General features: G+C 74.4%; 20 protein-coding genes and 4 pseudogenes. 17 read left to right on the top strand and 7 right to left on the bottom strand.

The genetic code is table 11. From position 1 onward, the window contains the following. Nucleotides 1-171: 171 nt before the first annotated feature. From ilvD to KME75_RS23610, 3 genes are read right to left on the bottom strand one after another with little or no spacing between them, the layout of a single operon-like run. Nucleotides 172-1,860, bottom strand: a complete 1,689-nt coding sequence (gene ilvD, locus KME75_RS23600) for a dihydroxy-acid dehydratase (protein WP_219417060.1) — start codon at nucleotides 1,858-1,860, stop codon at nucleotides 172-174. Nucleotides 1,861-1,912: 52 nt separating this feature from the next. Then, complete coding sequence (locus tag KME75_RS23605; protein ID WP_219417061.1) at nucleotides 1,913-3,475, bottom strand: MFS transporter; 1,563 nt, start codon at nucleotides 3,473-3,475, stop codon at nucleotides 1,913-1,915. Next, nucleotides 3,465-4,283, bottom strand: a complete 819-nt coding sequence (locus KME75_RS23610) for a GntR family transcriptional regulator (protein ID WP_219417062.1) — start codon at nucleotides 4,281-4,283, stop codon at nucleotides 3,465-3,467. Before KME75_RS23610 ends, KME75_RS23605 begins: the two co-directional genes overlap by 11 nt. A 169-nt stretch (nucleotides 4,284-4,452) precedes the next feature. Between KME75_RS23610 and KME75_RS23615 the strand changes: the two genes are divergently transcribed. From KME75_RS23615 to KME75_RS23655, 9 genes and pseudogenes are all read left to right on the top strand, one after another. After that, nucleotides 4,453-5,319, top strand: a complete 867-nt coding sequence (locus KME75_RS23615) for a phosphate/phosphite/phosphonate ABC transporter substrate-binding protein (RefSeq protein WP_219417063.1) — start codon at nucleotides 4,453-4,455, stop codon at nucleotides 5,317-5,319. Continuing rightward, nucleotides 5,316-6,089, top strand: coding sequence for a phosphonate ABC transporter ATP-binding protein (phnC, locus tag KME75_RS23620; protein ID WP_219417064.1), 774 nt, complete (start codon nucleotides 5,316-5,318; stop codon nucleotides 6,087-6,089). The genes KME75_RS23615 and phnC overlap by 4 nt, the downstream gene beginning before the upstream one ends. Continuing rightward, a complete protein-coding gene (gene phnE / locus KME75_RS23625; RefSeq protein WP_219417065.1) occupies nucleotides 6,086-6,886 on the top strand; it encodes a phosphonate ABC transporter, permease protein PhnE in 801 nt (266 codons plus the stop codon). Before phnC ends, phnE begins: the two co-directional genes overlap by 4 nt. After that, nucleotides 6,883-7,620, top strand: a complete 738-nt coding sequence (locus KME75_RS23630) for a tyrosine-protein phosphatase (protein WP_219417066.1) — start codon at nucleotides 6,883-6,885, stop codon at nucleotides 7,618-7,620. Before phnE ends, KME75_RS23630 begins: the two co-directional genes overlap by 4 nt. Before the next feature lie 147 nt (nucleotides 7,621-7,767). Then, nucleotides 7,768-8,301: a 2,4'-dihydroxyacetophenone dioxygenase family protein gene (locus KME75_RS23635; RefSeq protein WP_219417067.1), complete on the top strand. Its 534-nt coding sequence runs from the start codon at nucleotides 7,768-7,770 to the stop codon at nucleotides 8,299-8,301. 1 nt (nucleotide 8,302) lies between these two features. Further along, nucleotides 8,303-9,573 (top strand): annotated as a pseudogene (locus tag KME75_RS23640) (MFS transporter). Beyond that, nucleotides 9,570-10,640, top strand: a complete 1,071-nt coding sequence (locus KME75_RS23645) for an alcohol dehydrogenase catalytic domain-containing protein (protein WP_219417068.1) — start codon at nucleotides 9,570-9,572, stop codon at nucleotides 10,638-10,640. The pseudogene KME75_RS23640 and the gene KME75_RS23645 overlap by 4 nt, the downstream one beginning before the upstream one ends. Next, nucleotides 10,637-11,361 (top strand): annotated as a pseudogene (locus tag KME75_RS23650) (SDR family NAD(P)-dependent oxidoreductase). The gene KME75_RS23645 and the pseudogene KME75_RS23650 overlap by 4 nt, the downstream one beginning before the upstream one ends. Nucleotides 11,362-11,407: 46 nt before the next feature. Then, a complete protein-coding gene (locus tag KME75_RS23655; RefSeq protein WP_219417069.1) occupies nucleotides 11,408-12,367 on the top strand; it encodes a helix-turn-helix domain-containing protein in 960 nt (319 codons plus the stop codon). Here the strand turns inward: KME75_RS23655 and KME75_RS23660 are convergent. Beyond that, nucleotides 12,347-13,438, bottom strand: a complete 1,092-nt coding sequence (locus KME75_RS23660; protein WP_219417070.1) for a TetR/AcrR family transcriptional regulator — start codon at nucleotides 13,436-13,438, stop codon at nucleotides 12,347-12,349. The two genes, KME75_RS23655 and KME75_RS23660, sit on opposite strands and share 21 nt — an antisense overlap. Before the next feature lie 97 nt (nucleotides 13,439-13,535). Here KME75_RS23660 and KME75_RS23665 point away from each other — a divergent pair. From KME75_RS23665 to KME75_RS23685, 5 genes and pseudogenes are all read left to right on the top strand, one after another. Further along, a pseudogene (locus KME75_RS23665) lies at nucleotides 13,536-14,721 on the top strand (cytochrome P450 family protein). A 785-nt stretch (nucleotides 14,722-15,506) separates the two neighbouring features. Then, entirely contained in the window at nucleotides 15,507-16,619 is a 1,113-nt protein-coding gene (locus KME75_RS23670) for an NAD(P)/FAD-dependent oxidoreductase (RefSeq protein ID WP_219417071.1), read from the top strand. Nucleotides 16,620-16,661: 42 nt separating this feature from the next. Beyond that, nucleotides 16,662-17,138: a MarR family winged helix-turn-helix transcriptional regulator gene (locus KME75_RS23675; protein WP_308283018.1), complete on the top strand. Its 477-nt coding sequence runs from the start codon at nucleotides 16,662-16,664 to the stop codon at nucleotides 17,136-17,138. Between the two features lie 37 nt (nucleotides 17,139-17,175). Further along, nucleotides 17,176-18,168 carry a hypothetical protein gene (locus KME75_RS23680; RefSeq protein ID WP_219417072.1) on the top strand — a complete coding sequence of 331 codons (993 nt, stop codon included), beginning with the start codon at nucleotides 17,176-17,178 and terminating at the stop codon, nucleotides 18,166-18,168. Between the two features lie 87 nt (nucleotides 18,169-18,255). Further along, complete coding sequence (locus tag KME75_RS23685) at nucleotides 18,256-19,185, top strand: alpha/beta hydrolase (RefSeq protein WP_219417073.1); 930 nt, start codon at nucleotides 18,256-18,258, stop codon at nucleotides 19,183-19,185. Here KME75_RS23685 and KME75_RS23690 read toward each other — a convergent pair. Next, nucleotides 19,175-19,348, bottom strand: a complete 174-nt coding sequence (locus KME75_RS23690) for an acetamidase/formamidase family protein (RefSeq protein WP_219417074.1) — start codon at nucleotides 19,346-19,348, stop codon at nucleotides 19,175-19,177. The two genes, KME75_RS23685 and KME75_RS23690, sit on opposite strands and share 11 nt — an antisense overlap. A 34-nt stretch (nucleotides 19,349-19,382) precedes the next feature. Then, nucleotides 19,383-20,063 carry a zinc ABC transporter ATP-binding protein AztA gene (aztA, locus tag KME75_RS23695; protein WP_308283019.1) on the bottom strand — a complete coding sequence of 227 codons (681 nt, stop codon included), beginning with the start codon at nucleotides 20,061-20,063 and terminating at the stop codon, nucleotides 19,383-19,385. 50 nt (nucleotides 20,064-20,113) lie between these two features. Here aztA and aztB point away from each other — a divergent pair. Then, nucleotides 20,114-21,062: pseudogene (aztB, locus tag KME75_RS23700) on the top strand (zinc ABC transporter permease AztB). 370 nt (nucleotides 21,063-21,432) lie between these two features. On the opposite strand, the gene KME75_RS23705 reads toward aztB, so the two are convergent. Further along, a complete protein-coding gene (locus KME75_RS23705) occupies nucleotides 21,433-22,047 on the bottom strand; it encodes a hypothetical protein (protein WP_219417075.1) in 615 nt (204 codons plus the stop codon). Nucleotides 22,048-22,280: 233 nt separating this feature from the next. Between KME75_RS23705 and aztC the strand changes: the two genes are divergently transcribed. Then, on the top strand, nucleotides 22,281-23,201 hold the full coding sequence (aztC, locus tag KME75_RS23710) for a zinc ABC transporter substrate-binding protein AztC (RefSeq protein ID WP_219417076.1): 921 nt from the start codon (nucleotides 22,281-22,283) through the stop codon (nucleotides 23,199-23,201). A 26-nt stretch (nucleotides 23,202-23,227) separates the two neighbouring features. Further along, a complete protein-coding gene (gene aztD, locus KME75_RS23715; RefSeq protein WP_219417077.1) occupies nucleotides 23,228-24,436 on the top strand; it encodes a zinc metallochaperone AztD in 1,209 nt (402 codons plus the stop codon). The last annotated feature ends 42 nt before the right edge of the window (nucleotides 24,437-24,478 follow it).

A 24,478-nucleotide genomic window follows, 5' to 3' on the forward strand; every position in this document is an offset into this window, starting at 1 on the left:
CGCCACGACAGCCCCGACCGTCGCCGCGACCGCCACCTCAAGGCACTCCAAGACCTCGGATACGAGGTCACACTCGCCAAGGCCTCATAGGCTGCGGTCGATTCTCCTGACAGCCACTTTCATGCCACGTGGTTGCGTGAAAGTGGCTTTGCTGCAACTCGGGCGGACCCCTCAACCGCAGACCGCGCCCCGGCTCGCCGACCCGACGAGCTTGGCGTACTTCGCCAGCACGCCGCGCGTGTAGCGGGCGGGCGGCGCCGACCAGCCGACGCGTCGGGCCGCGACCACCTCCGGGTCGATGACCAGGTCGAGCGTGCCAGAGGCGACGTCGAGGCGGATCCGGTCGCCGTCGGCGACGAACGCGATCGGGCCGCCGTCGACCGCCTCCGGTGCCACGTGCCCGACGCACAGGCCGGTGGTGCCTCCGGAGAACCGCCCGTCGGTGAGCAGCAGGACGTCCTTGCCCAGCCCGGCGCCCTTGATGGCACCGGTGATCGCGAGCATCTCGCGCATGCCCGGCCCGCCCTTCGGGCCCTCGTAGCGGATCACCACGACGTCACCCGCCTGGACGGTGCCATCGGAGAGGGCGTCCATCGCGGCCCGCTCGCCGTCGAAGACGCGGGCGGTGCCCTCGAACACCGCCTCGTCGAAGCCCGCGGACTTGACCACGGCGCCGCCGGGGGCGAGGGAGCCGCGCAGGATCGTGATGCCGCCGGTCGGGTGAATCGGGTCGTGCAGGGCGTGGATGACGGCGCCGTCGGGGGCGGGCGCGGCGAGCTCGTCGAGGTTCTCCCGCATGGTCTTCCCGGTGACGGTGAGCGTGTCGCCGTCGAGCAGCCCGGCGTCGAGCAGCAGCTTGAGGACGACGGGGATCCCGCCGATGCGGTCGACGTCGGTCATGACGTGGCGGCCGAACGGCTTGAGGTCGCCCAGGTGCGGCACCCGCGCGCCGATGCGGACGAAGTCGTCGAGGTCGAGGTCGACGTCGGCCTCGTGGGCGATAGCGAGCAGGTGCAGCACCGCGTTGGTCGAGCCGCCGAGCGCCATGACGACGGCGATGGCGTTCTCGAACGCGGGCTTGGTGAGGATCTGCCGGGCCGTGATCCCCTGGCGCAGGAGGTTCACGACGGCCTCGCCGGAGCGGCGCGCGTAGCCGTCGCGACGGCGGTCGACGGCGGGCGGGGCGGCGGAGCCGGGCAGCGACATGCCGAGGGCCTCCGCGGCGCTGGCCATCGTGTTGGCCGTGTACATCCCGCCGCAGGCGCCCTCGCCGGGGCAGGCGGCGCGCTCGATCGCGTCGACGTCCTCCCGGGACATCAGGCCGCGCGCGCACGCCCCGACGGCCTCGAAGGCGTCAATGAGGGTGACCTCGCGCTCGGAGCCGTCCGACAGCGTCGCCCGGCCCGGCAGGATCGACCCGGCGTAGAGGAACACCGACGCCAGGTCGAGCCGGGCGGCGGCCATGAGCATGCCGGGCAGCGACTTGTCGCAGCCGGCGAGCAGCACCGACCCGTCGAGCCGCTCGGCGCCGAACACGGTCTCCACCGAGTCGGCGATGACCTCACGGGAGACGAGCGAGAAGTGCATGCCCTCGTGGCCCATCGAGATGCCATCGGACACCGAGATCGTGCCGAACTGCATCGGGTAGCCGCCGGCGGCGTGCACGCCCTCCTTGCTGGCGGTGGCGAGCCGGTCCAGCGACAGGTTGCACGGGGTGATCTCGTTCCAGGACGAGGCCACCCCGATCTGGGGTTTGGCGAAGTCGTCGTCGGTCATGCCGACCGCGCGGAGCATGCCGCGGGCGCCGGCCCGCTCCAGCCCGTCGGTGACGTCCTTGCTGCGGGGCTTCAGATCGGCCACGAGCGGACCGTACACCTGAGGGACAGGTGTTCCGGGTTTCCGGATCCGCCCGTCAGGCCTCGGACGCGGACGGCGCCGGCTGCGGGGCCGCGGCCGTCGGGCGCAGGTGCCGGAACGTCACCGCGACGAGCAGCGCCATCCCCCCGAACAGCACGGCCCCGACGCCGGCGGCCACGGTGAGGCCTGCGGTGAACGCCTCGCGGGCCGGCCCGAGCAGCGCCGCCCCGACCTCGATCGGGAGTCGGCCTGCGACGGCCACCGCACCGGCGATGCTCTCCCCGGCGACGCCCGCCGCCTCCGCGGGCAGGCCGGCGGGGACGACCACCTGGTCGCGGTAGATCGTGGCCGCCACGCTGCCGAGCACGGCGACGCCGAGGGCGATGCCCAGCTCGCCGCTCGTCTCCGACAGCCCGGAGGCGGCGCCCGCCTTGTCCGGTGGCGCGGACCCGACGACGAGGTCGATCAGCAGCGCGGACGGCAGCGCGACGCCCACCGAGGCGAGGGCGAAGCCGGTGACCACCATGCCGAGCCCGTCGGCGGCGTCGGCGCGGGTGACGAGCACCAGTCCCGCCGCTGCGACCGCGAACCCGCCCGCCATCACGTACCCGGGGCGCAGCCGGCGAGCGAGCTGGGGCGCGAGCATCGAGGCCACCGCCATCGCGACGTTGACCGGCACCAGCCACAGCCCGGCGCGCAGCGGCGAGAGCCCCTGCACCATCTGCAGGAACTGGCTGAACAGCAGGAACGTGCCCGCCATGACGACCCCGCCGCCGAGGTTCGCACCCAGCGCGGTGCTGAACCGCCGGTTGGCGAACAGCGACAGGTCCAGCAGCGGGTCGGCCAGGCGCGCCTGCCGGCGGACGAACACCAGCCCGAACGCGGCACCGGCGACGAGCGCGGCGACCGGGCCTGCCTGCCATCCGCCGTGTGCGAGCTCCTTGACCCCGTAGATCACCGGCAGGATCGCGGCGAGCGAGAGCACCACGCTCACGAGGTCGAGCCGGCCGGCCCCGGCGTCGCGGTACTCGGGTAGCAGCACGGGCGCGGTGACCAGCAGCAGCACCATCACCGGCACGCCGAGCAGGAACGCCGACCCCCACCAGAAGTGCTCCAGCAGCGCCCCACCCACCAGCGGCCCGACCGTCATGCCACCCATGAAGCAGGTCATCCACACCGCGATGGCCACGGCCCGCTGGTGCGCGTCGCGGAACATCGTGCTGATCAGCGACAGCGTGGAGGGCATCAGGGTGGCCCCGGCGACGCCGAGCAGGGCGCGGGTCGCGATGAGCATCTCCGGGCTCGCCGAGTACGCCGCGAGCACCGACGCGACCGCGAACGCCGTGCCGCCGATCATGAGCAGCCTGCGGCGGCCGATGCGGTCGCCGAGCGTCCCCATGGTCACGAGGAACCCGGCGATCATGAAGCCGTAGATGTCCATGATCCACAGCTGTTGCGGCGCGGTGGCGCCCAGGTCGGCGCTGAGATACGGCAGCGCGAGGTAGAGCACGCTCATGTCGAGCGAGAGCAGCAGCGTCGGCAGCGCCAGGACGGCGAGGCCCGTCCACTCCCGGCGGGTCGCGCGCGCGGCCCCCGGGTCCGTCGTCTCAGCGGTCATACCCCTCTGACGGGCCGGGCGGCGGAAACTCATCGGTCGGGGCCGCCACGTCCTCGTGGGGCCCGTCGCCGCCGTACCGCAGCACGAAGCGGACCCGGTCGCTGCGGCAGCGGCGGCGCACGAAGACGGTCGGTACGCCCTCGGCGTCGTGGTTGAGCCCCTCGCGCAGCAGCAGGGGGCTGCCGGGCAGCACGTCGAGGTCGGCGGCATCGGCGGCGCCGGCGGCGCCCGCCGCGAAGGATCGCCACGCGTAGCGCAGGACGAGCCCGTAGTGGCGCAGCAGGGCGTCGATGGGGGAGCCGTGCTCGGCCAGCGCGGCGGGGAGGTCGGGGAAACGCTGTTCGGCGAGCCAGTAGCTGCTGACCAGCCACGGCCGATCGGCGTGGGAGACCAGGGTGTCGACCCGCCACAGCGCCGTATCGAGCCGGAGCTCGGCGCGGGCACCCGCGTCGCGGTCGATCCCGACGCCCAGTACGTGCTCGTGGGCGCCGGCGTCGGCCGCGGTCGTCGCCCAGGCCGCGGCGGCGGTGGCGACCTCGTGCCTGCTCGGGTGGATCGTGATCTCGGCGGCGGGCTGCCGTTCCGTGACGAACGTGCCGATGCCCTGCCTGCTGTGCAACGTCCCGGCCCTGCAGAGCTCGCCGATCGCCTGCCGCACGGTCAGCCGGTTGACCTGCAGCTCGGCGGCCAGTGCCGACTCGGGCGGCAGCCGGTCACCCGGGCGCAGCTCGCCCGCCTCGACCCGGCGCCGCAGCTCCTGCTCGACCTGCCGGTACAGCGGCGTGGTGCTGTGGCGCTGCAACTTCATGGCCACCGACCATAGCCGAATCATGGAGGCGCTCCGGCGCGCTTCATCAGACGTATCTAGATGACCAGAGGCCTCCGTCGGGCGTTCATCTCACCGCCACGTGACGGCCAGCGCGGGCGCCGAACATCGCTGCGGCGTGATAACCCCCGACCCCGAGGAGACCGGCCCCATGCCCCGCACCACCGTTCGCCTACGCGTGTTCGCCGCCGGGTGCCTCGTGGCACTCGCCGGCCTCACCGCCTGTGCGTCCGACGACCCCGCAACCGCCCCGCTGCGGCTGGGCCTGCCCCCGGGAGAGGCCAGCCCGGAGTTCCAGGAGCGGTTCGCGCCGGTCGAGCAGCTGATCGAGGAGGCCACCGGCCGGGAGGTCGAGGTGACCACGACGAGCGACTACCTCGCGATCGTGGAGGCGATGCGCTCGGACCTGATCGACCTCGCCGTGTTCAGTCCGTTCCCCACGCCGATCGCCGAGCAGGTGGCCGACGTCGAGCCGCTCGTGGCGGGCAACACCGAGGTCTACAACTCGGTGATCGTCTGCCGCACGGACAGCGGTATCACCGATGTGCAGGACATCGGGGGGCGCACGGTCGCGTTCGTCGACGCGGGCAGCACGAGCGGCAACTACATCCCGAAGCTGCTGCTCAAGCGCGCCGGGATCGACCCGGACACCGGTGTCGAGGGCACGTACGCCGGCGGGCACGACGTCGCGCTGCTGGCCGCAGCGCAGGGTTCGGCGGACTGCGCCGCGACGGCGGGGATGCAGTTCGAGCAGGCGGTCGCCGAGGGCGCGGTCGAGCCGGACGTGGTGCAGGTCGTCGCGGAGTCCGAGCCGATCCCGATCTCGCTCATTGTCATCGCCCGCGACGGACTCGACCCCGCGGTCAAGCAGAGCGTCACCGACGCGTTCCTCGACGCGCCGCAGGCCGTGCTCGACGCCGGCTCCGTCACCGGGTTCCAGACCGCGGAGCCGGAGGACTTCGACCTGTTCCGGGAAGCCGCTCGCGAGCTCGGGGTCGACCTGGAGGACGTCGAATGATCAGCCCCCGGCTCGACGCACAGGACGTCGCGTTCGTCTACCCCGACGGGACGGCGGCGCTGCGCGGGATCACGCTTGCGGTGCGACCCGGCGAGATCGTGGCCGTGCTCGGCCCGAGCGGCGCGGGCAAGTCCACGCTGATGCGCTGCCTCGCCGGCCTGGCCCGCCCGACCGCCGGCACCGTCCGGCACGACGGCGTCGACCACCACGGCCTGCGGGGTGCGGCCCGGCGCCGGGCGGCCGCGCGGATCGGGCTGGTGTTCCAGGAGTTCCAGCTGGTCAACCGCGCCACGGTGCTGTCGAACGTGCTCACCGGGCGGCTCGTACACCAGCCGCTGCTGCCGAGTCTGCTGCATCTCGTCCGCCGCGCGGACCGGGAGGTCGCCGTCGAGGCGCTGGTGCGGGTCGGGCTCGGTGAGCAGGTGCGCAAGCGGGCCGATGCGCTCTCGGGTGGGCAGCGCCAGCGGGTGGCGATCGCGCGTGCACTGGCGCAACAGCCCGACGTGCTCCTCGCGGACGAGCCGGTGACGAGCCTGGACCCGCAGCGGGCCCGCGCGGTCGTCGACGACATCGTCCGGCTGGTCCGCGAGGAGGGTCTCACCGCGGTCCTCAACCTCCACGACGTCGAGCTGGCCCGCCGGGTGGGCGACCGCATCGTCGGCCTGCGCGACGGTGTCGTGGTCTGGGACCGCCCGCCCGCTGCGGTCACCGATGACGACCTCGGGCTGCTCTACCGAGCGCCCGCCGAACGGCAGGAGGTGCCGGTGTGAGCACCGGAGGTGCGAAGGTGGAGGAACTGGCGGCGCTGCGCCGGCCGTCGGCGCTGACGCTGGCCGGCAGCGCGGTGATCGTGGCGGTGCTGGTGGCGTCGGCCGTCGCGAGTGAGGTCTCGCCGCTGGCGCTGGTGAACGGTGTGCCGAACGTGCTCGACTTCGTCGGGCGGATGTTCCCGCCGGATCTGTCGGTGCTCGGCGACGCCGTGCTGCTGATGGTCGAGACGCTGGGCATCGCCGTGTTCGGCACGGCCGTCGGGGTGGCGTTCGCCGTGCCGATCGGCCTGCTCGCCGCGCGCAACATCTACCCGGAGCGGTGGCTGCACCTGCCGTGGCGCACCGGGATCAACTTCGCGCGGGCGGTGCCGGAGCTGCTGTGGGCGCTGCTGTTCGTCTCCGCGGTCGGGCTCGGCCCGCTCGCCGGGACGCTGGCGATCGCGCTCGGCTCCGCCGCGGGGATGGGGCGGCTGTTCGGCGACATCTTCGAGTCCGCCGACATGCGCGCCTGGGACGCCGTGTCGGCGACGGGGGCCGGCCGACTGCAGCGGATCAGCTGGGTGCTGCTGCCGGAGAACCTGCCCACGCTGTCGAGCTACACGCTGCTGGTGCTGGACAGCAACGTGCGTGCGGCGACGTTGCTCGGGCTGGTCGGCGCGGGTGGGATCGGCACCCTGCTCACGGAGCGGCTGCGGCTGTTCCAGTACGGGGAGGTCCTCACGATCGTCCTGGTGGTGCTCGTGGTGGTGGTGGCGCTCGACCGGTTGTCGGCGCGGATGCGGAGGCGGTTGACGTGACGACGACGAACCCGGGTGGGCTGTGCAATCTGCGCGACGTCGGCGGGCTGCCCACCGAGGACGGACGCCGCACCCGCCCCGGCGTCCTCTACCGCAGCGACGTCCCGCTCGCGGGGGATCCGGACCCGTCCGACGTGCCGCAGTGGCCTCCGGGCACCGTGCTGGACCTGCGGGCGCCGGGGGAGCGGCAGGCGGGGCACCCGCTCGCCGCGGCCGGCGCGACGGTGCACCCGCTCCCGGTGATGGACGATGTCCGGTTCGCCGGGGCCGTCGCCGCCTCCTGGCCGCCCGCCGACGGTCTGCAGGCCTGGTTCGCGGCGTTGTACCGGCGTTGGCTGGAGGAGCGCCCCGAAGCGGTCGCGGGTGCGGTGGCGGCGGCGATGCGCGGCGAACCGCCGGTGCTCGTGCACTGCGCCGCCGGGCGCGACCGGACGGGCGTGGTCGTCGCGCTGCTGCTGCGCGCGGCCGGCGTACAGCGCGCCGCGATCGTGGCGGACTACCGCCGGACCGAGGTCAACCATGCGCGCCTGATGGCCCGGTTGACCGAGCGCGGTGCCCTGCGGACGCCCCGCGGGTCGGGCCTGCGGGACGCGCAGCTCGCCACGCCGGAGGCGATCGAGCAGGTGCTCGACCACGTCGACGCCCACCCGGGCGGCCTGCCGCGCTGGCTGGCCGGGCACGGTGTGGCCGAGCCCGACCTCGTGGCGTGGCGGGAGCGTCTCGTGGAGGGATGAGCGGGGCCGGCGGGCGGCGCCGCCGCTCCGGATGTCCGGAACAGGCAACGGGCGTGTCCGGCGCAGGAAAGACCGGTGGCCTCCGTTCGCCTTGACTCTCCTCGGCGCCGCGCCGATGTGGCGCTCTCATCGAGGAGGAGAAGCCCCATGCCGAACGAACCGGGCACCGAGTTCTGGCGCGAGCTCAAGCCGATCGCCAACGCGATGAAGCCGGACGCGCAGCCCGAGGTGTTCCACCAGTTCGCCCCGATCGACGACGAGCGGTACTACGTGCCGCTGAGCGAGACCGTCGGCTCCCGGCCGCTGTGGATCTCGCCCCGGGACAACCGGTGGGCCGATGTCCTGTGGGCGAAGTCGGCGGGGCTGGTGAACCGGCACTACCACCCGCACGAGGTGTTCGCCTACACGATCAGCGGCACGTGGGGCTACCTCGAGCAGGCGTGGACGGCCACCCAGGGCTCGTTCGTGTACGAGACCCCGGGTGAGGGGCACACGCTCGTCGCGTACGAGTCCGACGAGCCGATGCGCTGCTTCTTCGTGGTCAAGGGCCCGCTGATCTGGCTCGACGAGGACGGCAACAGCGCCGGGCACTTCGATGTCCACGACTACCTGGCGCTGTGCCGTGAGCACTACGACAAGGCCGGGATCGGCGCCGACTACGTCGAGACGCTGATCCGCTGACATGGACGCCACGCTCCCCGCCCCGGCCGGGTACCGCCCGCCGCCCGGGGGCGCCCGCTACGAGAACGTCCTGCTCGCGGTGCTGTTCAGCACGTTCGGGTTCGTCTTCTTCGACCGGCTGGCGCTGAACTTCCTCACCCCGTTCTTCAAGGACGAGCTCGGCCTGACCAACGCCCAGATCGGACTCCTCGGCGGGATCCCGGCGCTGACGTGGGCGGTCGCCGGGATCTGCGTCGGGTTCCTGTCCGACCGGCTCGACCGGCGCAAGCCGCTGCTCGTCGCGGCGATCCTCACGTTCACGCTGTTCTCGGCGCTGTCGGGGTTCGTGGGCGGGCTGGCCGGCCTGCTGCTGTTCCGGGCGCTGATGGGCGCGGCCGAGGGGGCGTGCTGCCGCTGGCGCAGCCGATGATGCTGCACTCGTCCACCCCGCGGCGGCGCGGCCTGAACATGGGCCTGCTGCAGGGCTCCTCCGCGGGGCTGCTCGGCGGGATCCTCGGGCCGATCGTGACGGTGTGGCTCGCGGAGTCGTTCGGTTGGCGCACCGCGTTCTACGCGACGGTGATCCCCGGGCTGGTCATGGCCGCGCTGGTGCTCAAGCTGGTCCGGGACCTGCGGCTGCGGCACCCGGCCACCGTCGCGATGGACGCCGCCACGCCCGACGTGCCCGCCGCGGGCGGGCCGCGGGCCGCGCTGCGCAGCCGCAACGTGGTCGTCTGCCTGGTGATCGCGGTGTTCTACCTGACCTGGTTCACCACGACCCAGACATTCACCCCGCTGTACCTGGCCGAGGTGAAGGGCTTCGCGCCCGGCGACCTGGGGTTCGTCCTGAGCGGGATCGGGGTGGCGTGGGTGCTCTGGGGCGCGGTCGTCCCCGGGATCTCCGACCGGTTCGGCCGCAAGCCGGCGATGGTCGGGTTCTCCGCGCTGGCCGCGCTGTCGCCGCTGGCGATCATCGGGATCGACGACCCGGCCCTGCTGTTCGCCGCGCTCGTGCTCACCTACACCGGCCTGGGCTGCTTCACGCTGTTCATGGCGACGATCCCGGCGGAGACGGTCCCGCGGGCGGTCATGGCCACCGCGCTGGGCCTGATCATGGGGGTCGGTGAGATCGTCGGCGGCTTCGTGGCGCCGGCGCTGGCGGGTCGGTTGTCGGACACGTTCGGGCTCGACGCCTCGATGCTCATCTCGTCCGGCGCGGCGGTCGTCGTGGTGCTGCTGAGCCTCGCGTTGGTCGAGACCGCGCCGGCGAAGCGCCGGGAGCCGGTCGGATGACCCGGTCGACGCGGGCCGTGCGCTGGCACGGTGCGGGCGACGTCCGGCTCGAGACGGTCGAGCTGTCGCCGCCGGGACCCGGCGAGGTGCTGGTGGCCGTGGCGTGGTGCGGGGTGTGCGGCAGTGACCTGCACGAGGTGGCCGACGGGCCGCACGGCATCCCGGTGGAGCGGCCGCACCCGCTGTCCGGGGCGGTGGCGCCGGTGACGCTGGGGCACGAGTTCGCGGGGACGGTCGCCGCGGTCGGGCCGGACGTCGACGGGGTGCAGGTGGGCGGCCGGGTCGCGGTCGAGCCGAACTACCGCTGCGGCCGCTGCACGGCCTGCCGGGAGGGTCGCTACGAGGTGTGCGACGGGTTCGGCTTCGCCGGGCTGATGGGCGACGGCGGGCTGGCCGAGTACGCCCTGGTCCCGGCGTACATGGTCCGGCCGCTGCCCACCGGGTTCGATCTCGCGGCCGCGGCGGTGCTGGAGCCCGCCGCGGTCGCCCTGCACGGCATCCGCCGCTCGACGTTCGCCGCCGGTCGGGCCGCGCTCGTCGTCGGGCTGGGGCCGGTGGGTCTGCTCGTGTGCGCGCTGCTGCGGGAGGCGGGCGCCGCGGTCGTCGTCGGGGTCGACCCGGTGCCTGCCCGGCGCGACCTCGCCACCCGCCTGGGCGCCACCGCCGCGCTGGCCCCGGACGAGGACGTGGCCGCCACCGTCCGCGCGCTGACCGGTGGCGACGGAGCGCACGTCGCCTTCGAGGTGGTGGGCGCCCAGGCCACCCTGGACGCCGCGCTCGGGAGCCTCCGGTCCGGCGGGGAGCTGCTGCTGCTCGGGCTCGTCGACCGGCTGACGCTGCCGGCCTTCGACATGGTCAACGCGGAGCTGCGGCTCACCACCAGCGTCGGCTACCGGGACTGCCACGACGAGCTGATCGAGCTCGTGTCCGACGGGCGGCTCGACCTGTGCGCGCTCGTCACCGACGTCGTCGCACTGGAGGACGCCCCGGCGGCCCTGCTGCGGATGGCGGCGGGCGGGAGCACCGGGGTCAAGACGCTCGTCCGGTGCGGGGAGGAGACGCCGTGACCTGGCAACCCGATCTCTTCGCGGGACGCACCGTCGTCGTCACCGGCGGGACGTCCGGCATCGGCGCCGCGACCGCGCTGCGGTTCGCCGAGCTCGGCGCGGCGGTGCACGCGATCGGGCTCGGCGCCGACGGCCCGCACGCCCCGCGGCACGAGCGCGTCACCGTCGCCGAGGCCGACGTCACCGACGGCCGGCGGTGCAGGCGGCGATCGGCGGCCTGCCCGCGCTCGACGTCCTGGTCTGCTGCGCCGGGATCAGCCGTGACCGCGCCGAGTACGACCTCGAGGTGTTCTCGGCGGTGCTCGCGGTGAACCTGACCGCGACCATGCGCGCCGCCGAGGCCGCCCGCCCGCTCCTGGCCCGCGGCGGCGGCAGCGTCGTGACCACCGCGTCGATGTACAGCTTCTTCGGGGCGGCCGACCGGCCGGCGTACAGCGCGAGCAAGGGCGGGATCGGTCAGCTGACCCGGTCGCTGGCCGCGGAGTACGCCGCCGAGGGGATCCGGGTCAACGCCGTCGCGCCCGGGTGGATCGACACGCCGCTGTCGCAGGGTCTGCAGGCCGACGCGGCCGCGAGCGCGGCGATCCTGGACCGGATGCCGTTCGGCCGGTGGGGGAGCCCGTCCGACGTCGCCGACGCGATCGTCTTCCTCGCCTCGCCCGCCGCGTCCTACGTCACCGGCGCCGTGCTGCCCGTCGACGGGGGCTACCTGACCGTGTGATCCCCGGTACCGTCGGCCGCCGCGCCCACCGGCCAACGGAGGTCCCGTGCCCGCTGCGACCGTGCTGTCCTCGGTGTCGACCACCGCCGTCGACGCCGCCGACCGGCTGGCGTTCTGGGAGCACTACAACGCCGAGGCGCTGGTCGGGCTGACGTGCTCCACCTACGCGGCGGAGGGCCTGGTCGCCCGCCAGCTCAACCTCGACCTCGGCGGGTTCCGGCTGGCCGACATCGCGGGCAACCCGCACGTGATCGAGCGCGCGCCGGCGCTGGTGCGCGCCCGCCCGAAGGACGCCACGTTCGTGACGCTGCTGCTGGAGGGCGAGGCGTTCTTCTACCACGACGGCGGGTGCCTCACCCTCGGCGCGGGCGACGTCGTCGTGTACGAGACGGACCGGCCGTACCTGTTCGGGTTCGGCTCCTCGATGCGGCAGCTGCTGGTCGACGTGCCGCGCGCGCTGTTCGCCGAGCGCTGCGGCGCGCCTGCCCTCGACCGGCCGCTCAAGGTGGCCGGGGACGGCCCCGGTCCCGCGAGCCTGACCGCCCGCGCGCTGCGGGAGCGCCTGCTCGAGCTGGTCGACGACCCCGCCGTCCCCCCGGACGCCGTGCGCGAGCAGCTGCTGGACCTCCTGCAGACCATGACCACCGGGCGGGGCACCTCGAGCAGCACGTCGCGGCTGCTCGCCGCCAAGGCCTACATCGCCGAGCACCTCGCGGAACCGGGCCTGTGCGGCGACTCGGTGGCCCGCGCCGTCGGCGTCACGCCGCGCCACCTCAACCGCGCGTTCGCGACGGAGGGCACCACGGTCGCCCAGTACGTGCAGGGCCGGCGACTGGACCGCGCCCGCGCCGACCTCACCGCCGCCGTGATGGCCGACTACCGGATCGCCGACATCGCCTGCCGCTGGGGTTTCTCCTCGCAGGCGCACTTCACCCGGCTGTTCCGGGCGCGCTTCGGCCGCACGCCCTCCGAGGTGCGGCGGGAGCTATCCGTCGCGCCGCGGTGAGGACGGCGCCACCGCGGCGGCATGGCAGGCGCCGAAGCCGTCGGCCCGCGCGATGATCCGCCCGCCGGCGACGCGGACGGCCGTCTCGGTGGCGTCGCTGACCGCAGGCGCGCCGGCCGCCGCGGCGAGCGCGCCGGACTCGTCGCACACCACCTGCAGGCGGGGCCACGCGGCGGGCGGGACGGCCCGGCGCAGGCAGCAGGCGAGCTCGGCGACGGCGAGCCGGGCGAGCGGGGCCAGCTCGCCGGGGTCGCCGGTGACCAGCACGACGGTGACGCCGGCCCCCGCGGGAGCGGCCCGCACCGCCTCCTCGGCCGCGGCGAGCCGGTGCAGCCCGAGTACCGCCACCACGCCGTCGCCGTCGAGCCGCGCGGGCTCCCCGCGGAGCACCTCCACCGTCCGCGGTGGGGACCACGGCTCGTCGACCGGCCGTGCCTGTGGCACGTAGGGCAGGTGCGGCGGCGCCCGCGTGTCGTCGAGGTCCAGGTCCGCCAGCCGCTCGCACACCGTGACGACGTCGAAGGGCTCGCCGAAGCCGGGTGCCGCGGCGGCCAGGGCGCTCGCGCCGTGCAGGGTGGTGAGCGCTGCCTCGGCCACCCGCACCATCCGGCGGGCGGGCGCGTCCCGCGGACGGAGCCGCTCGAGGGCGAGCCCCAGCAGGAGCGCGTCGAGGGTCATCAGCTGCGCGAACGGGCGGCGGGTGCGCTCGTCGGCGAGGATCTCGGGGATCAGGTCCGCGGCGAGCCGGGCGCCGGGCTGCCCGTCGGTGGCCAGCGGCAGCCGCGCGACCCAGGCCCGGGCGAACGCGCCGAGCGCCTCCGCGACGCCGGCGCCCGCGGCCGGGGCAGGCCCGCCGGACGTGCGTTCGGCGTCCTGCGCCAGCACCGCGAAGTAGAGGGCGCGCTTGCCGGGGAAGTTGGAGTAGACGGCGCCTCTGGTGAGCTCGGCGCGTTCGGCGATGCCGTCGACCTTCGCGTCGCGGAAGCCGCGCTCGGCGAACTCTGCCCGCGCCGCGGCCAGCACTTTGCCGCGGTTGCGCTCCTGCAGCTCCGCCCTGCTGAGCCGGGCCATCGTCCTCCTCGCCGGGGCGGTTGTGCGCCCATCGCGGGACAAGGTACCGTCGCCATTCAGATGATATGAACATCTGATCGGAACATGGGAGTATGCGATGGGTGACATGCCCGAGATCGACCTGACCGACGCCGGGGTGCTGGCCGACCCGTTCACGACCTACGGGCGGGTGCGGGAGCGCTCGCCGCTCGCGCGGCTCGTGGTGCCCGGCCTCGCGCCGATGTGGGCGGTGCTGCGCCACGACGACGCGCGGGCGATGCTCACCGACCCGCGCTTCGCCGTGAACGCCGACAGCTTCGCCATGCGGCCCCGCGACGTCCCCGAGGAGTGCCTGCCGTACCTGCGGACCATGTCGGAGATGGAGGGGCCGGAGCACGTGCGGCTGCGGAAGCTGGTCGCGCCCGCGTTCACCCCGCGCCGCGGACCTCCGGCCGCGCATCGCGCCGATCGTCGGGAAGCTGCTCGAGGAGCTGGCAGGCCACACCGAGGGCGGCGAGGTGGACCTGCTGCGCCACTTCGCCCGCCCGCTGCCGATGGAGGTGATCTGCGAGCTCGTCGGCATCCCCGACGCCGACCGCCCGCGGTGGCGGGAGTACGGCGCCGCCGTCGCCGCGGGCATCGGACTAAACTTCGCCGCGGCCGTCCCCGGGATCATCGAGGGGGCGAAGGCCGCGGTCGCGCGCCGGCGGGCCGAGCCGGCCGACGACCTGCTCTCCGACCTCATCCGCGCCCAGGCCGAGGACGGCGACCGGCTGTCCGACACCGAGATGGTCACCCTCGTCTGGCAGCTCGTGCTCGCCGGACAGACCCCCACGAACCTCGTCGCCAACGCCGTCGACGCCCTGCTCGCCCACCCCGGGCAGCTCGCCGCGCTGCGGGCCGGCCCCGGCCGCATGCCCGGCGGCGTCCAGGAGCTCATCCGCTGGTGCGGGCCGCAGCTGCTCGCGATCCCGCGGTACGCGCAGGAGGACGTCGAGCTGCACGGCGTGCTGATCCGCACGGGCGAGCCCGTCGTCGCCGCGATCGTCTCCGCCAACCGCGACCCGCGCGCGTTCCCCGACCCGGACCGGCTCGACCTCGCCCGCGCGCCCGGCGCAGCGCACCTCGGGTTCGCCCACGGGCCGCACTTCTGCCTGGGCGCGTCGCTGGCGAGGGTGGAGACCGAGGTGGCACTGGCGGGCCTGCTGCACCGCTTCCCCGACCTGGGGTGCGCCGGCGCGGACGCCGCGCGCGTCCCGGACGGGGGCACCTGGCGCCTTGCGTCGCTGCCGGTGCGCCTCTGACTTGGCCCGCAGCGCCACGTGATCGTTGCGAGGTGGCGGTTGTCGCTGCGGCGGCTGCACGGTTGCACATCTCGCGGTGATCATGGGGTCCGTGATCGTCGTGAGGTTGCGGTTGTTGCTGCGGCGGCTGCCCAAATGCGCTACTCGCGGCGATCATGTTGCGGGTCCCTCGTCGACGCAGGGGCCCGGTAGCCGTGTGATCGCCACGAGGTTGCGGTTGTTGTCGTTCCGGCTGTGCCGACGCGTATCTGGCGGCGATCACGTGGGGTCCGTCCGGCCGCAGGCCGGCCGGTACCCGGTGATCGTCGTGAGGTTGCGGTTGTTGCTGCGGCGACTGCCCGAATGCGCATCTCGCGGCGTCACGTGTTGGGGTCCCTCGCCGCCGTAGGGTCCGGTAGCCGTGTGATCGCCGCGAGGTTGCGGTTGTTGTCGTTCCGGCTGTGCCGACGCGCATCTCGCGGCATCACGTGGCCGGTGATCGTTGTGAGGTTGCGGCTGTTGCTGCGGCGGCTGCGCGGATGCGTATGTCATGGCGATCATGTGGGGCCGTCCCCGTCGAGGGCCCGGTAGGCGGTGATCGTCGCGAGGTGGCCGTTCTTGCTGCGGCGGCTGCGCAGTTGCGCATCTCGCGGTGATCATGTGGTCGGTGATCGTCGTGAGGTGGTGGTCGTTGTCGTTTCTGCTGCGTGGATGCGCATCTCGCGTGATCCCGCTGCGCGTGTCCGGAGTCGTCCCGGCCAACCGCCGCGCGGCTGTGGTGGCGGGCTGTGTGACAGGCTGCGGCCGTGCGCGTGATCGTGATCGGATCGGGAATCGCCGGGGCCAGTGCCGCCTACCACCTGGCGCGGCGGGGCGCCGAGGTCGTCGTCGTGGACGCCGACCGGACCGGGGCGGCGACGGCGGCCGGGGCGGGCATCATCTCGCCCTGGGCGACGAGGGACGAGCTCCACTACCCCTTCGCCGCGGCGGCGGCGAGCTACTACCCGGAGCTGGTCGCGGAGCTGGGCGAGCACACCGCGGAGGAGACGTCCTACGCCGTGGTCGGGGCGCTCGTCGCCTCCGCCGACGAGGCCGTGCTGCGGGCCGCCCACGAGCGGGTCGAGGCCCGCGCGGCGACGCGGCCCGCGGCGGGCGAGGTGGCGCTGCTCGACCCCGCGCAGGCCCGGGAGCTGTTCCCGCCGCTCGCGCCCGAGCTCGCGGCCGTGCACATCTCGGGCGGGGCGCGGGTGGACGGCAGGCGGATCCGCGCGAGCATGCTCGACGCCGCCCGTGCGCGGGGGGCCGAGCTGCGCTCGGGGCACGCCGAGCTGGACGGCGACGGCGTGCGGGTCTCCGGGGAGTCGATCGCCGCCGACGCGGTCGTGGTGGCGGCCGGCGCGTGGAGCGGGGAGCTCGTCGCCGCGCTCGGGGTCCGGATCGACATCGCCCCGCAGCGCGGCCAGATCAGCCACCTCGGGGTCGCCGACATCGCGGGCATCGCAGGGACGCCGACGGCCCGCTGGCCCGTCGTGTCGCCGGTGTCCAGCCACTACCTGCTCGCGTTCCCCGACGCGCGCGTGGTCGTCGGCGCGACCCGCGAGACGGGCGCCGGGTTCGACCACCGGGTCACCGCGGCCGGGCAGGCCGAGGTGCTGGAGCAGGCGCTCGCCGTGGCCCCCGGGTTGCGGGACGCCACGCTGCTCGAGACGCGGGTCGGCTTCCGGCCGGCGTCCGCGGACGGGCAGCCGGTGCTCGGGCCGCTGCGCGACCACCCGCACGTCGTCCTCGCGAGCGGCTTCGGGTCGGGCGGTCTCACGCTGGCCCCGTACGCGGGCTCGCTCGTCGCGGACCTCGCGCTCGGCGAGCCGGTGTCGTTCGACCTGACCCCCTTCCGGCCGGACCGGTTCGGCGACGGGTAGCGGCTGCGGCGGGCCCGGCCCGGGCTCTGCGATCCTGGCGGTGTGGGCGAGGGCGACGAGCGCGAGATCGCCGGGCGGCCGGGTGCCGTCCGCAGCGACGTGCGGTCGTGGCCGACGGGCCGTCTGTTGTCGGTGGCGGCGCGGGTGCTGGAGCGCCGGTTCGACGAGGTGCTCGCCGGGTACGGGCTCAGCCACGCCGGCCTCATCGCCCTGCACCACCTCACCGACGCGCCGCTGGCGCAGCGTCCGCTGGCCGGCCTGTGCCGGGTGACCGAGCAGACGATGAGCCGGACCGTCGACCGGCTCGCGCGCGCGGGCTACGTGAGCAGGCGGTCCGACGAGGCCGACCGCAGGCGACTCGTCGTCGAGATCACGCCGGGCGGCCGGGAGGTGTTGGAGGCGGTGCGGCGCGCGGAACGGGAGTCGGAGTCGCTGCTGGGCGCATTGGACGACTACGAGCACTTCCGGGAGCAGGTGATCGCCCTGATCGTCGCACTGGAGGGCGACGATCCGGAGTGAATGCTCAGCCTGCTGAGGGATGCGTACGGTCCTCAGCGTGCTGAGCAATCGCTGGGCCCTGCTCGGGGGCGTGCTCGCGAGCGCCCTGTTGACCGGCACGGTGTGGTGGCTGGGGCAGTTCCTGTCGGTGGAGCTCGGGCCCGACCGGGGAGCGCCCTGGTACTACTGGCAGCTCTCGGAGCCGACGTTCCGGACCCGCGCGTCGGCCTGGCTGGGGTACGCGGCGCACCAGGTGGTGTCCTGGGCGTTGATCTACTACGCGCAGACCCGGGTCCGCCGCTACATCGATGGCCCGGTCAACGTCGTCGCGCTCGCCGCGAACGCGGCGTTCGTGGCCCTGCACGTGGTGCAGACGCAGGTGTTCTACGACGGGCTCGCGCAGGACGTGTCGATCTTCAGCTCGCAGGGCTCGGTGGTGCTACTGCTGGTGGTCGTGCTGCTGATGGAAAACCGCCGGCGCGGCCTCGTCCTCGGGCGCCCGGCCCCGCTCGGCGCGGAGGTCGTGGCCTTCGCCCGGCGCTACCACGGCTACCTGTTCAGCTGGGCCGCGGTCTACACGTTCTGGTACCACCCCATGGAGGCCACCAGCGGCCACCTCGTCGGCTTCTTCTACACGTTCCTGCTGATGGTGCAGGGCAGCCTGTTCCTCACCCGGGCGCACACGAACCGCTGGTGGACGCTCACACTCGAACTGCTCGTGGCGGTGCACGGCACGCTCGTGGCGGTGACGAACTCCGGCCCGGACGGGCTGTGGCCGATGTTCCTGTTCGGCTTCCTCGGCGTCTTCGTCCTCACCCAGATGCACGGGTTGGGGCTGTCGCGCTCCGTCCGCGGGCTCTTCGCGGCGGCGTACGCCGAGGCCGTGCTGGTCGTCTACGCCGGCCGCGGCCTCGGGCGCGTCGACGAGGTGATGCGGATTCCGCTCATCGAGTACCTGCTGGTCGCGGTGGTGGCGCTGCTGATCTGGGCCGGGCTGCGGATCGTCCGGGTGCTGCGGACGGCCGGGCGGGCGAACGCGCCGAGCCGTTGATCGGCGGTGCGATAATCGCACTGATCCGTTGCGCCGGTGCGGCGGCGGGGAGAGAGTGGTGGTCCCGACCCGACCGGAGGTGCGAACGTGGCGCTGCGCCCACAGGCCCAGGAGTTCCTGGACATCGTGGCGGGCGCCCCGCCGCTCGACACGCAGACGGCCGAGCAGAACCGTGAGGACCTGGTGAAGGCCCTGCCGCTGACGGGGGAGCCGACGCCGCTGCCCGAGGTGCGGGACGCGACGCTGCCCGGCCCGGGCGGCCCGATCCCGGTGCGGGTGTACCGGCCCGGCCCGGGGCCCGGGCTGCCCGCCGTCGTGTACCTGCACGGCGGCGGCTGGGTGCTCGGCGACCTCGACCTGTGCGACACCACTGCGCGGGACGTCGCCGCCCACTCCGGCGCGGTCGTCGTGACCGTCGACTACCGGCTCGCCCCCGAGCACCCCTGGCCGGCCGCCGTGGACGACGCCCTCGCGGTGACCCGGGCCCTGCTCGACGGCACCGCGGGGCTGGACACCGACCCGGGCGCGGCGGCCGTCGCCGGGGACAGCGCGGGCGGCAACCTCGCCGCCGTCGTCGCGCAGCAGCTGCGCGGCAGCAGCCCGGGCCTGCGCCACCAGGTGCTGATCTACCCGGTGACGACGGCCCGCGCCGGCACCACGCCCAGCTACGCCGAGTTCGCCGACGGCCACTTCCTCACCCGCCGCGACATGCAGTACTTCCTCGACACCTACGCCGGCGGCGTCGACCCCGCCGATCCCCGGCTGGCCCCGGCGGCCGCCGAGGACCTCACCGGACTGCCGGCCGCCACCGTCGTCACCGCGGAGTGCGACGTGCTGCGCGACGAGGGCGAGGCCTACGCCCGCCGGATGCAGGCGGCGGGTGTGCCCGTCGCGCTGCGGCGCTTCGACGGGCAGGTGCACCCGTTCGTCTACCTTGGCGGGATCATCGACGACGCCCTCGTCGCGCGGCGCTTCATGGGCGAGCGGCTGCGGGCGGCGTTCGCGCTCAGGCCGTGACGCAGACCTGCCCGCGGTCGACCTTGCGCGGGCCAACGCCGTCCGGCCGGATGTCCACGTCGAAGATCTCGGTGGGCAGGAAGATCGAGCAGCACGCGTTCGGGACGCCGATGCGGCCCTCGACCGGCGCCGTGCCGAGGATCACGTGCGGCAGCGGGTCCACCTCGCGGTCGCCGACGACGTCGACTTCGCGGTGATCACGGTGATGTGACCGCCGGCGGTGCGATCACCCGTGGCCCGTTCGCGACCAGGCGACCGCCGCGCAGCAGGAGGCAGTGGTGGGCCCGCTCGGCGACGGCGGCGTCGTGGGTCACCCGCAGGACCGTGACGCCGATGCCCGCCGCATGGTCGAGTGCCGCGTCGATCCGCTGCCGGGCCTCCGTGTCGAGCCCGGCGGACGGCTCGTCCAGCAGGAGCAGGCCGGACTCCTGGGCGAGCCCCTGTGCGACGAGCGCGCGCTGGCGCTGCCCACCGGACACCTCGCCCAGCCGGTACCCGGCCAGCTCGCGGATGCCCAGCCGGGCCATGCAGTCCTCGACCACCGCGCGGTCGTGCGTCGTGAGCCGCCGCCACGGCCCGAGGCGGGACCAGCGCCCCATCTCCACGGCCGCGCGGACCGTGATCGGCAGGGTGTCCGGCACCGCGCTGCGCTGCACGACGTAGGCGGGGCGGCCGGCGCGTCGGTCGATCGTGCCCCCCGACGGTGCCAGCACGCCGGCGATGACGTCCAGCAGTGTCGACTTGCCGGCCCCGTTCGGGCCGACGACGGCCGTGACCCGCCCCCGGGGGATCCGGGCCGTGATCCCGTGCAGGACCGTGCGCCGCCCGTGCCCCGCCACGAGGTCCCGGATCCCGAGCCCGGATGGTTCGTCGTCCACGTCACACCCTTTCCGAAACGACAATCGTTTCCGTTAGCGTACGCGTCGTGCTGGAGTGGCTGCTCGTCCCGTTCGAGGTGTCGTTCGTGCGGCGCGCCCTCGTCGCCGGGGTGCTCGTGTCGCTCGTGTGCGCGCTCGTGGGCACCTGGGTCGTCCTCCGGGGAATGGCGTTCCTCGGGGACGCGATGTCGCACGGGCTGCTGCCCGGCGTCGCGCTCGCCTCGCTGACCGGGCACAGCGTGCTGCTCGGTGCCGCGATCAGCGCCGGCGTGATGGTGCTCGGCGTCACCGCGCTCGGCCGGTCGCGGCAGCTGTCGCGCGACACCAGCATCGGGCTGCTGTTCGTCGGCATGCTCGCGATCGGTGTCATCGTCGTGTCGCACTCGCGGTCCTTCGCCGTGGACCTCACCGCGTTCCTCTTCGGCGACGTCCTGGCGGTGGGCCCGGCCGACCTCGGCCACCTCGCCGTGGCGCTGCTGGCCGCCGCGCTCGTCGCCGGGCTCGGGCACCGCGCGTTCGTCGCCCTGGCCTTCGACCCGCGCAAGGCGCGCACGCTGGGGCTGCACCCCGGCCCGGCGCACGCCGTGCTCCTCGGCCTGGTGACGCTGGCGATCGTCGCCTCGTTCCACGTCGTCGGCACGCTGCTCGTCTTGGGGCTGCTCATCGCACTCCCTCGCTGCGCTCGGTCGACGCTTCGCGGAGCGCTGTGTCGATGATTCGCTCGCTGCGCTCGCTCATCGTGCGCCGCCCGCCGCGGCCGTCCTGTGGGCCCGCCGCATCCCGATGATCATGCTCGGCGCCGCCGTGCTCGGCATCGCGGCGACCGTGCTCGGGCTGGTCGTGTCCTGGCACTGGGGCACGGCGGCGGGGGCGTCCATCGCCGCGGTCGCGGTCGCCCTCTTCTTCGCCTCGGCGCTGGCCTCCCACCTGTACGGACGCACGTCCTCCGACACCACGACCACGGCCCCCGTGGAGATTGACGAGACGATCGAACGTTGAACGGGAAAGTCGACCGACGTCGGCGCCTCGCGGCCGCAGTGGCCATCGCCGCGGCGCTGGCGGCGTCCGCCGCGTGCGGGTCCGGCACCGCCCCGCCCGCCGTGACGCCAACCGAGGTTCCGCACGGCTACGTCGAGGGCGCAGAGGAGGCGGCGGAGGTCCAGTCCCGGCTGGTCGTGGCCGATGCCGCGACCGGAGCGGTCCGGGTGGTCGACCTGATCAGCGAGGAGGTGGTCGAGGCAGGCCGCGTCGACGGCGTCGTGGCCGTCGCGGGCGACGGCAGGCACGCCTACCTCACGGCGGCCGACGGGACCGTCCACATCGTCGACAGCGGCGCCTGGACGACCGACCACGGCGACCACGTGCACTACTACCGGGCGGCGGTCCGGACCGTGGGCGCGGTGGCCGGTGACGCGTCCGCCGGCGTCTTCAGCGACACGGCGGTGACGGCGGTCCCGCGTCCCGACGGCACCGTGGTCCTGCTCGACCGCGGCCGGCTCGACGAGGGCGCCGTGGTGGAGCTGGGCACCATCGACCGGACCCCGCACCGCGGGCCGGCCGTCCCGTTCGAGGGGCACGTCCTGGTCTCGCGCGCGGAGCCGGGCCAGGAGCGCGGGTCGGGCGTCGAGGTGCGCGCCCGCGACGGCGCACCGGTCGCGACGATCGACGCCGGGTGTCCGCAGCTGCGGGGCGCCGCCGTCACGCGGCGCGGGGTGGTCTTCGGGTGCGCGGACGGCGCACTGCTGGTCACCGCGGCCGACGGCGCGTTCCGCGGGGAGAAGATCCCGTATCCCCGGCCGGTGCCCGAGGCCGAACGGGCGCGGGCGTTCACCTCCCGCGCGGGCAGCGCCACGCTCACGGCGACGGCGGGGGACACCGGCGTCTGGGTGCTCGACGTCTCCGCCCGGGCCTGGACCCACCTGGCGACCGGGCCCGTCCTCGCGGTGAACACCGCGGGCGAGGGCACCCCGGTCCTGACGCTCACCGCGGACGGGGTGTTGCACGCCCACGACCCCGCGTCCGGGCGGGAGACGGCCCGGACCCCCCTGCTCACCGCGCCGGTGGACGGGACGCCGTCGATCGAGGTCGACCCGGCCCGCGCCTACGTCAACGACCCGGCCGCACATGTCGTGCACGAGATCGACTACAACGACGACCTGCGGCTCGCCCGGACCATCGACGTCGGGGCCCGGCGAGCCACGTCGTGGAGACCGGGCGATGACCGGGCGCGGAGTCCTGGCCGCCGTCGCCGCGGTGCTGCTCGCGCTCACCGGATGCGCGGCGAGCGCGGGAACCGACCGGTCCGGCGTCGTCGTCACCACGAACATCCTCGGGGACATCACCCGCAACGTGGTCGGCGACCAGGCCGAGGTGACCGTGCTGATGGGGCCGGACGCCGATCCGCACTCGTTCGGGATCTCGGCGCAGCAGGCCGCGCGGGTCGAGCGTGCCGGGCTCGTCGTCCACAACGGGATGGGCCTCGAGGAGGGCGTGCTGCCCACCGTCGAGGCGGCCCGGGCGGCAGGCGTCCCGACGCTCGCGGCGGGCGAGGCGGCGGACCCGATCCCGTACGCGAGCGACGACAGCGCCGGTCGGCCCGACCCGCACTTCTGGACCGATCCCCGCCGCGTCGCGGGCATGGTCGACGTCCTCGCCGAGCAGGTGATCGCCCACGTCGAGGGCGTCGACCCGGCCGCCGTGCGGCAGAACGCGGAGCACTACCGCGGCGAGATCGAACAGCTGGACGCGGAGATGACCGCGCGGTTCGCGCAGATCCCGCCCGAGCGGCGCAAGCTCGTGACCAACCACCACGTGTTCGGTTACCTCGCGCAGCGCTTCGGCTTCGAGATCGTCGGCGCGGTGATCCCGAGCGGCACCACGCTCGCCTCGCCCAGCGCGTCGGACCTCACGGCACTCGCCGACGCGGTGCACGCCGCCGGCGTGCCGACGATCTTCGCCGACTCCTCCCAACCCGACCGGCTGGCCCAGGTGCTGGCCGACCAGGCGGGCGTGCACGTCGCCGTGACGCCGCTGTTCTCCGAGTCGCTCACCCGCGAGGGCGGAGGCGCGGAGACGTACCTGCAGATGATGCGGTCCAACGCCGACGCCATCACCGCCGGTCTCACGCGCACGCCCTGAACACCACCCGAGGAAAGGCGAAACCCATGGCATTGTCCCTTCGCGGACCGCGGTCCGCGAAGGTCGTCGCGCTGTCGGCGGTGACGGTCGGCGCATTGGCCCTCGGCGCCTGCGGTACGGGGGCCGGCGAGGCGCCGGCGTCCCCGCGCCCGGCCGCCGAGGCCGAGCAGGCGGTGGCCGATCCGGTCGTCGCCACCTACGACGGCGGCCTCTACGTCCTCGACGGCAGCACGTTGCAGGTCGCCGAGGACATCCCGCTCGAGGGGTTCAACCGCATCAACCCCGCCGGGGACGACCGGCACGTCCTGGTCTCGACCTCGACCGGGTTCCAGGTGCTGGACGCGGTCGGGGCACGGTTGACCGACGTCGAGTTCCCGGCGGCCGAGCCCGGTCACGTCGTGCGGCACGCCGGCCGGACGGTGCTCTTCGCCGACGGCACCGGCGAGGTCACGATCGTGGACCCGGCGACGTTCGGCGAGGCCGCGCCGAGCACGGAGACGTTCACGACGCCGGAGGCCCACCACGGCGTCGCGGTCGAGCTCGCGAACGGCGAGCTGGTGACGACACTGGGCAACGAGGAGGAGCGGCCCGGCATCGTCGTGCTGGACGAGAACCGCGCGGAGATCGCCCGCAACGACGACTGCCCCGGCGTGCACGGGGAGGCCACCGCGCAGGGCGAGGCCGTGGTGATCGGCTGCGAGACCGGGGTGCTGATCTACTCCGGCGGCACGATCACGAAGGTCACCAGCCCGACCCCGTACGGGCGGATCGGGAACCAGGCGGGGTCGGACGCGTCGCCGATCACGCTCGGCGACTACAAGCAGGACGAGCAGGCGGAGCTGGAGCGGCCCACGCAGATCTCGCTCGTCGACACCGCCGCCGCGAGTCTGCGGCTGGTCGACATCGGCACGAGCTACACGTTCCGGTCCCTCGCGCGGGGCCCGCAGGGGGAGGGGCTGGTGCTGGGCACCGACGGCGCCATCCACGTCATCGATCCGGTGGCGGGCGCGGTGGTGCGGACCATCCCGGTGATCGAGCCGTGGCAGGAGCCGCTGGAGTGGCAGCAGCCGCGACCGGCGATCTTCGTGCGCGGCGGTACGGCGTACGTCAGCGAGCCGGCCGCGAACGCGATCCACGCCGTCGACCTCGCCACGGGTACGACGACGGCGACGGGGACGCTGCCCGCGACCCCGAACGAGCTCAGTGGCGTCTCGCCGGCCACTGATCGGGGCTGACCCGCCCGGCGTCAGCCGGCGACGGCGGGCGGGGCCCCCCGC

The organism is Pseudonocardia nigra, assembly GCF_019396355.1.
GTDB lineage: Bacteria > Actinomycetota > Actinomycetes > Mycobacteriales > Pseudonocardiaceae > Pseudonocardia > Pseudonocardia nigra.